The organism is Sphingorhabdus sp., from assembly GCF_044357595.1.
Classification (GTDB): domain Bacteria; phylum Pseudomonadota; class Alphaproteobacteria; order Sphingomonadales; family Sphingomonadaceae; genus Sphingorhabdus_B.
This window is the reverse complement of sequence record NZ_JBIKPH010000117.1, coordinates 1-7,809: the sequence shown is the minus strand read 5'-3', so window position 1 is coordinate 7,809 and position 7,809 is coordinate 1. Positions and strand designations below refer to the sequence as shown.

8 protein-coding genes are annotated in these 7,809 nt (G+C 55.9%); 1 reads left to right on the top strand and 7 read right to left on the bottom strand.

Annotated features, from left to right (window positions below):
• From ACIQ2T_RS10590 to ACIQ2T_RS10565, 6 genes are all read right to left on the bottom strand, one after another.
• Positions 1–685, bottom strand: a 685-nt coding sequence (locus ACIQ2T_RS10590) for a SufD family Fe-S cluster assembly protein (RefSeq protein ID WP_397590778.1), incomplete at its 3' end; no start/stop codon positions are given.
• The gene (gene sufC, locus ACIQ2T_RS10585; protein WP_397590777.1) at positions 682–1,425 is read right to left on the bottom strand and encodes a Fe-S cluster assembly ATPase SufC; all 744 of its coding nucleotides are present in this window, start codon (positions 1,423–1,425) and stop codon (positions 682–684) included. The genes ACIQ2T_RS10590 and sufC, both read right to left, overlap by 4 nt.
• A gap of 50 nt (positions 1,426–1,475) precedes the next feature.
• Complete coding sequence (gene sufB / locus ACIQ2T_RS10580; RefSeq protein WP_397590776.1) at positions 1,476–2,957, bottom strand: Fe-S cluster assembly protein SufB; 1,482 nt, start codon at positions 2,955–2,957, stop codon at positions 1,476–1,478.
• Positions 2,954–3,367 carry an SUF system Fe-S cluster assembly regulator gene (locus ACIQ2T_RS10575; protein WP_306063668.1) on the bottom strand — a complete coding sequence of 138 codons (414 nt, stop codon included), beginning with the start codon at positions 3,365–3,367 and terminating at the stop codon, positions 2,954–2,956. Before ACIQ2T_RS10575 ends, sufB begins: the two co-directional genes overlap by 4 nt.
• 206 nt (positions 3,368–3,573) lie before the next feature.
• Positions 3,574–5,085, bottom strand: coding sequence for a glycerol-3-phosphate dehydrogenase (locus tag ACIQ2T_RS10570; RefSeq protein WP_397590775.1), 1,512 nt, complete (start codon positions 5,083–5,085; stop codon positions 3,574–3,576).
• Positions 5,082–6,155, bottom strand: coding sequence for a YeiH family protein (locus ACIQ2T_RS10565; protein ID WP_397590774.1), 1,074 nt, complete (start codon positions 6,153–6,155; stop codon positions 5,082–5,084). Before ACIQ2T_RS10565 ends, ACIQ2T_RS10570 begins: the two co-directional genes overlap by 4 nt.
• 65 nt (positions 6,156–6,220) lie before the next feature.
• Between ACIQ2T_RS10565 and ACIQ2T_RS10560 the strand changes: the two genes are divergently transcribed.
• On the top strand, positions 6,221–7,480 hold the full coding sequence (locus tag ACIQ2T_RS10560; protein ID WP_397590773.1) for an MFS transporter: 1,260 nt from the start codon (positions 6,221–6,223) through the stop codon (positions 7,478–7,480).
• On the opposite strand, the gene grxD is transcribed toward ACIQ2T_RS10560, so the two are convergent.
• Positions 7,481–7,807 carry a Grx4 family monothiol glutaredoxin gene (gene grxD / locus ACIQ2T_RS10555; RefSeq protein ID WP_397590772.1) on the bottom strand — a complete coding sequence of 109 codons (327 nt, stop codon included), beginning with the start codon at positions 7,805–7,807 and terminating at the stop codon, positions 7,481–7,483. It lies immediately after the preceding gene.
• Between the last annotated feature and the right edge of the window lie 2 nt (positions 7,808–7,809).

The window sequence follows — 7,809 nt, the reverse complement described above, 5'->3', positions numbered from 1 at the left end:
TCTCCTCATCCGCAGCGCCATCAAAAACGCCAGCGACAAAGGCTTGCAACATCAGCTTCTTTGCATCCGCAGGCGCAATGCCACGTGCTTGCAGATAAAACAGCCCCATCGCATCCAGCTCACCAATCGCGCAGCCATGTGCACATTTGACGTCGTCGGCGTAGATTTCGAGTTCGGGCTTCGCATTCGCGGTCGCGCTGCGGTCAAGCAGCATGGCCTTCACCGACTGCACGCTGTCGGTCAGCTGCGCATCGCGCGCGACGGCGACCTTGCCCAGATAGGTTCCGGCCGCGGTGCCAGCGAGGACCGAGCGCACGATCTGCGACGACGTCGCTTTGGGCTCGGCATGGGTAACGGTGGTAATAATTTCGAGATTTTGGGTACCGCCGCCTATTTGCACTGCGCCTAGTTTGAAATCCGCGCCCTCGTGCAGCGTCACATTCAATTCAACGCGGCCATAATCGCCGCCGATGTTGAGCACATGGATTGCGGTGGTTGCGCCTTTGCCGATGGCAATATCAAGTTGGTGGATGGATCCGGTGTCCTGCAAGATCGTACGGGCGAAATCGCCGCCCGCAGGCACGATGATGCTTTCAGGCGCAGCCAATGGCCACGCGGCCTCCACAGCGGAAATGTCGCTGTAGCGCCATGCCTCGTCGTGCCGTGTGGGGGCAGACCGATTCAAGCCGCCAATTCCTTATACCCGTCACGCTCCAGTTCCAGCGCCAGTTCCGCGCCGCCGGTCCGCGTGATGCGGCCATCGGCAAGGACGTGGACGAAGTCCGGCTTCACATAATCAAGTAGCCGCTGATAATGCGTTATCAGCAACACGGCTTTGTCAGGCTTGCGCATGATGCGGTTAATGCCGTCGCCAACCGTCCGAAGCGCGTCAATGTCGAGGCCGCTGTCGGTCTCATCGAGGATCGCGAGTGCGGGGTTGATGATGCCCATTTGCACCATTTCGTTGCGCTTCTTCTCGCCGCCTGAAAAGCCGACATTTACCGGACGCTTCAGCATATCCATATCCATGCCAAGCGCGCCCGCCTGCTCGCGTGCAACCTTCAAGAATTCAGCGCCCGATAAAGGTGCCTCGCCACGGTTCTTGCGCTGCGCGTTCAATGCCTCGCGCAGAAACTGGACGTTTGACACGCCGGGGATTTCGACTGGATATTGAAAACCCAAAAACAAGCCAGCGGCGGCGCGTTCGTGTGGTTCGAGGTCGAGGAGGTCGTTCCCGTTGAAGGTCACTGAACCCTCGGTCACTTCATAGCCGGGCCGACCAGACAGCACATATCCCAGCGTCGATTTGCCAGCGCCATTGGGTCCCATAATCGCATGGATTTTGCCCGCGTTGAGGGAGAGCGTGAGGCCCTTGAGAATAGGTTTATCGCCAACAGTGGCGTGGAGGTTTGTTATTTGGAGCATGATGAATTAATTCCGTAAAGACTGTGTACCAACGTCGCGTGATAAAGGGTTCATCCGACGGACCCTTCGAGCGAAATACCCAACAATTTTTGCGCCTCAACCGCGAATTCCATCGGCAGTTGCTGCAGCACTTCCTTGGCAAAGCCGTTGACGATCAATGCGACGGCTTCCTCGGCGTTCAGGCCACGGGCCATCGCGTAGAACATCTGGTCATCGCTAATCTTGCTGGTCGTTGCCTCATGTTCGATCTGCGCGCTTAGGTTACGCACTTCGATATAGGGCACGGTGTGGGCACCGCTGAGTGAGCCCAAAAGCAGCGAGTCACACTGCGTGAAGTTGCGCACGCCTTCGGCATTAGGCGCGACCCGCACCAACCCGCGATAAGTGTTGTTGCTGTGTCCCGCGCTGATACCCTTGCTGACGATGGTCGAGCGGCTGCCCTTGCCATTGTGGATCATCTTTGTACCGGTGTCGGCTTGCTGATAATTGTTGGTGACGGCAACCGAGTAAAACTCTCCGACGCTGTTTTCGCCGTTGAGGACGCAGCTTGGATATTTCCACGTCACAGCGCTGCCCGTTTCGACTTGCGTCCAGCTCACCTTGCTGTTCCGGCCCTGACACAAAGCGCGCTTGGTCACGAAGTTATAGATGCCACCTTTGCCCTCGGCATCGCCGGGGTACCAGTTTTGCACGGTCGAATATTTAATCTCGGCGTCGTCCAACACAACGAGTTCGACAACAGCGGCGTGCAACTGATTCTCGTCACGCATCGGCGCGGTGCAGCCCTCAAGATAGCTGACATAGCTGCCCTTATCAGCGATAATCAACGTGCGTTCAAACTGGCCGGTATTCTCCGCGTTGATACGGAAATAGGTGGAAAGCTCCATCGGGCATCGCACGCCTTCAGGGATATAGACAAATGTCCCGTCGGAGAAGACCGCGCAGTTCAACGTTGCAAAATAATTGTCATGCATCGGCACAATCTTGCCGAGCCATTTCTTCACCAGCTCCGGATATTCCTTAATCGCCTCCGAAATGCTGCGGAAGATGACGCCAGCACGTTCCAGTTCGGCGCGGAAGGTGGTAGCGACCGAAACACTGTCGAACACGGCGTCCACAGCCACGCGCCGCGCGCCCTCGACGCCAGCGAGCACTTCTTGCTCTGCAATCGGAATGCCCAGCTTTTCATAAATACGCAGGATTTCGGGGTCTACCTCGTCCAGCGAGCCAAGCTTTGGCTTGGCCTTTGGTTCGGCGTAATAATATGCATCCTGATAATCGATGGGAGGCACGTTGAGCTTTGCCCAATCGGGCGGCGTCATCGTTTTCCACAATGCAAACGCCTTCAACCGCCATTCGAGCATCCATTCGGGTTCGTTTTTCTTGGCGGAAATGAAGCGAACGGTGTCTTCGGTCAGCCCCTTGGGCGCGAAGTCCGTTTCAATGTCCGATGACCAGCCATGCTCGTAATCGGCGACCTTTTCAGCGGCGTCCCACGCGGCCTTATCTCTCATATCCAACTCGTCGCTCATCGCGTTAATCCCGCCAAATTGATTTGTGCCAGCGCGCCGCGCACCGCAGTGTTGACGACTGGCCAGTGCGCCTGAACACTACAATTGCCTTCTTTTACGCAATGCTGCCCCAAAGATTGCTTGTGGGCATCGCAGCATATCGTCAGGGCAATTGGACCTTCGACCGCCTCAATAATGTCGGCAACGCTAATAGCGGCAGCGGGACGGGCAAGCATGATTCCACCTCCTGTACCGCGCGCCGAACGCAGCAGGCCCGCCTTCGTAAGAATGCTGACAAGCTTTTGTGCGGTGGGCAGGGCCAGACCGGTTTCGGCGGCAAGGTCGGTTGCCGATACGCGCGCAGAGCCGCAATGGCGCGAAGCTGCGCTCATGATCACCACTGCATAATCGGCCATATTCGACAAACGCATCTTGCGTATCCTAATCAGATAAATTCGCTCCGATTAGGGCCAGATGGTCCTTTTGGTTGCTTAAATCAAGCTATAAAGGATTCAATATAGCGGAAGTTGCCTTTGTTATGCCATTGACGGCAGCTTTCGCCACAAGATGAATGCGCAGAGCGTAAATCCTCGGATATTTTTGAAAGTGGGCCGGGTTGCAGAAGAACGCTTTCCGCCTAGGTGTGGCGGCGCTGCAGTCTCACTTTCACATATTTTTCAAGCTTTTGCGTCGCGGCAATAGAGAAGCGCAGGCCGAGCTTGCTGCGGCGCCATAAAATATCGTCTGCGGATTGCGCCCATTCATGATCGATCAAATAGCCAACCTCGGCCGCATATAAATCATGTCCGAAGTCCGTGCCCAAATCCGAAAGGAATGTGGCATTTGATAATATCGTTCGTGTTCTGGTCCCATAGCTGCGCACCCATCGGTGCAAGAGTGATGGCGGTAAAAACCCGAAATCGCACTCAAGTGTGGCTGCGAGGTTTGCCGCGCCATCTATTGGAAAATCTCCCCCGGGCAGTGGCGCACGCAGCGTCCAACTTTGGCCTTTTAGGACAGGTAAATGCGCCGCAAGTTTATCCACCGCGCTCTCTGCCAGGTGGCGGTACGTGGTGATTTTGCCACCAAAGACGGACAATATCGGGGCGGTATCCCCTTCACCAACCTCCAGTTCGAAATGATAACCGCGTGAGGCAGTTTCGGGCTTGCCAGAGCCGTCATCGACCAAGGGCCGGACGCCAGCAAAACTATAAATGACGTCAGCGGCGGTTATAGGCTGCCTGAAATACGCCCCCGCCGATTGGCAAATATAATCGATTTCCTCTGGCGTGGCGTGAATGTCGTCGAGCGAACCTTTATGGTCGGCATCAGTGGTGCCAATTAGGGTGAAGTCATCTTCATAAGGAATGGCGAAGAAAATGCGACCATCGGGATTTTGGCAGAAATAAGCCTGCGGCGTATCAAAAATCTTGCGCACAACGATGTGCGATCCTCTCACCAGACGGATGGTTTCGCCGGTTTTGCGATCATGCCCTGTCGTCCGTGCGAGCAAGTCCAGAACCGCCGGTCCTGCTGCGTTCGCGACCGCGCGGGCCAATACAGGTGCTTGTCCGGCAATTTCTATATGCCAAAGCCCGTCGCGCCGTTCCAGGTGGGTTACTTCGCATAGGGTGCGGATATCTGCTCCGTGCTCGCCAGCATCCATCGCATTCAGAACGACGAGCCGCGCATCGTCGACCCAGCAGTCGGAATATTCAAACGCCTTCGCAAATTCTGGGCGAAGTGGCTTGCCTGCGGGCGCATTTTTCAAATTGACGGTGCGCGTTGCTGGCAGCAGCTTGCGGCCACCGATGTGGTCGTAAAGGAACAGGCCAATGCGCACGAGCCACGCAGGACGAGTACCTTTTTGATGCGGCAGGATGAACCGAAGCGGCCAGATAATATGTGGCGCGATGGCCCAAAGCCGCTCGCGCTCAATCAACGATTCCCGCACCAGCGCAAATTCATAATGCTCAAGATAGCGAAGCCCGCCATGAATAAGTTTCGTTGATGCCGATGAAGTGCCCCGCGCAAGGTCTCCGCGCTCAAGCAGGATAACGTGCGCGCCCCTGCCAGCGGCGTCACGTGCGATGCCGGCGCCATTAATGCCGCCGCCAATTACCGCCAGGTCATAAATCTGTTCGCTCATAAAAAGGCCCATGCGAATGCTGCTGACGCCACAAAGGCCGTTAAGGTGGCCAGTATGACGGGAAACAGGGCCTTCGTACCCTGACTCAGCAGCAAATCAAGTCGCGACCGCATTGCAGTGGCCGTAACAGCGAATAATAACATAGCCTTAGAGGCGATCAGGCCATATTGCGCCACCCAGGCTGGTGCCGCCACGGCAGAGTTGATCGCAACGGTGGCAAAGAATGCGAGAATGAACCAAGGCAGCTTCAACCGCGACGCAAGGCTTCTGGGCCGACCGTCGCTGGACCCAATAGCAAGCCCGATAAGCGCCACAGCGGGCGCGAGCAAAGCTACGCGCGACAATTTGACGATGGTTGCGGTTTCACCCGCCGATTGCGAGAAGCTGTACCCGCCGCCAAGTGCTTGAGCTACGTCATGTACGGCCGCTCCCATCAGGAAGCCGGCTTGCTTATCCGTGAAAGCGAGTTGCGCCGCAATGATCGGGTAGAAAGACATCGCAACTGCGCTTGCCAACGCGACGCCCACCAAGGTGAGCGTAAACTGCGTTTGGTTGAGGCGCTCGCGGCCTATAACTGCGTAAATCGCTAATGCTGCCGACGCCCCACAGATCGCCGTTGCGCCGCCTGCTAGCCAACCAGCGTAATTGCTTTGCCCGGTTAGGCGTGCGCCCAACAATCCGGCACCCATCACCAATGACATAATGCCAATTAGCCCCAAAAAGGCGAGCGCTCCAAGACCTCCAATTTGCATTGCGGTGACTTGCGTACCCAAAAGGACGATGCCCCAGCGTAGGCAAACAGTTCCGCAGAAATCGAGTCCGGGATGTACCTTTTGCTCGGCTGAAACAAAATTGAGAGCTAAACCAAGCAGCAAACCCGCCAAAATTACTGGCATTCCGTAATGCTCGGAGAACCAGGTTGCCGCGACCGAAGCGATCGCTACTACCGCAAAGCCAGGAAACAGCGCACCGAGCACCAACCGCTTGCGCAGTGGCGGATTATCATCGGCAAGATAGGTTTCGCCATAGAGGTCAGCGATGTAATTCGCGTTTATGTCTTGCGGTGTCATATAGCCATCTATAGGCACATGTGTTGGGGAGTTCCAGCATAAAGCAGGGCGTGGGAGTGGATTCAATGGCCGAAACCAAGATGACCAGTTCAGACAATGCAATGCGGTTCATCCGTTATGGCCTGATCGCGCTTTTGTTCTTTGGCACGGCGCTCAATTATCTTGATCGGCAAGTGCTGGCGTTGCTCAAACCGACGCTTCAAATGGAGTTTGGTTGGACGGATCGCGAATTTGGACATTTCGGATCAGCGTTCCAGATCGCTACTGCAGTCGCGCTTTTGGGAGTTGGCTGGTTTATCGACCGCTTCGGTGTCCGTTGGGGCTATGGCTTGGCCGTCGCCATCTGGAGCTTGGCTGGAATGGGGCATGCATTCGCAAGCAGTGTCGGGCAGTTCGTTGCGGCACGGGTCACGCTGGCTGTTGCCGAATCTGTAAACACGCCAGCGGCCATGAAATCAGCTGCCACCTATCTGCCCATTCGCGAACGATCTATAGGCATTGGTGTCATCAACAGCGCCTCAAACATTGGCGCGATCTTGGCTCCACTCACGGTGCCGTGGATTGCCATCACGTACGGCTGGCGTGAAGCGTTCATTATAACAGGTGCGTTGGGGTTTGTTTGGCTGGTTTTCTGGTGGCTTGGGACAGCAAAGCTTCAGCCATTGGGTGCGGCAGCGCCGACAGCCGCAACCCCTGCAGCGAAGGGTGCGCCCTGGAGCGAACTGTTGAAGGAGCGCCGCACCTGGGCGGTTGCAGGGGCAAAGCTGCTTACCGATCTTGTCTGGTGGTTTATTCTTTTCTGGGCGCCGGATTTTTTTGCGCGGCAATTTGGGCTCGGGCAGGCCGAAATTGGCGCGCCGACCTCTATCGTATATGCACTGGCTGCCGTTGGCGCAGTGACCAGCGGTATCTTGTTCCCGATCCTTCTGGGTAAGGGCATGACTGCGAATGCGGCGCGCAAGAGCTCAATGTTTTTCTACGCCTTTCTGATCCTCCCAATCCCACTGGCATTGCAAGCACCCAATGAATGGATAGCGGCGCTTATTATTGGTCTCGCCTTATTCGCGCATCAGGGTTTCTCGACCAATATCTTTGGGATGGCAGCAGATATCGTACCTGCGCGTCAGGTCGGCAGCGTTATTGCAATTGGAGCCTTGGCTGGCAATCTCAGCGGCGCAGCCATGCTTGAATTTGCGGGCTGGTCGTTAGAGTCAGGCCTCGGCTACGCCCCGATGTTTGGCATCTGCGCCAGCGCGTATTTGCTGGCTTTGCTATGGATTCACATCATGCAGCCAAGGCTGATTGTCGTAAATGATACGGATTGATTAGCTGGCCTTTGCCAAGCCTTCGGTTTCAACCAATTCCTGCAATTCGCCAGCGTCGTACATTTCCATCATGATGTCTGAGCCGCCCAGAAATTCGCCTTTGACGTAAAGCTGCGGGATGGTTGGCCAGTCGCTATAATCCTTGATGCCAGCGCGGATTTCCATGTCTTGCAACACATCTACGCTTTCATAAGCGACATTAAGATGGTCGAGAATGGCGATCGCCTTGCTGGAGAAGCCGCATTGCGGAAATAACGGACTGCCCTTCATAAACAGGACGACATTATTGCCTTTGACGATCTCTTCGATCCGTTCGTGAACACTCATCT

What these genes read in the sequence shown, in the direction of transcription:
- sufB (WP_397590776.1), bottom strand. Translation starts at nt 2,957, where the DNA reads ATGAGCGACGAGTTGGATATGAGAGATAAGGCCGCGTGGGACGCCGCT.
- ACIQ2T_RS10575 (WP_306063668.1), bottom strand. Translation starts at nt 3,367, where the DNA reads ATGCGTTTGTCGAATATGGCCGATTATGCAGTGGTGATCATGAGCGCA.
- ACIQ2T_RS10565 (WP_397590774.1), bottom strand. Translation starts at nt 6,155, where the DNA reads ATGACACCGCAAGACATAAACGCGAATTACATCGCTGACCTCTATGGC.
- grxD (WP_397590772.1), bottom strand. Translation starts at nt 7,807, where the DNA reads ATGAGTGTTCACGAACGGATCGAAGAGATCGTCAAAGGCAATAATGTC.
- sufC (WP_397590777.1), bottom strand. Translation starts at nt 1,425, where the DNA reads ATGCTCCAAATAACAAACCTCCACGCCACTGTTGGCGATAAACCTATT.
- ACIQ2T_RS10570 (WP_397590775.1), bottom strand. Translation starts at nt 5,085, where the DNA reads ATGAGCGAACAGATTTATGACCTGGCGGTAATTGGCGGCGGCATTAAT.
- ACIQ2T_RS10560 (WP_397590773.1), top strand. Translation starts at nt 6,221, where the DNA reads ATGGCCGAAACCAAGATGACCAGTTCAGACAATGCAATGCGGTTCATC.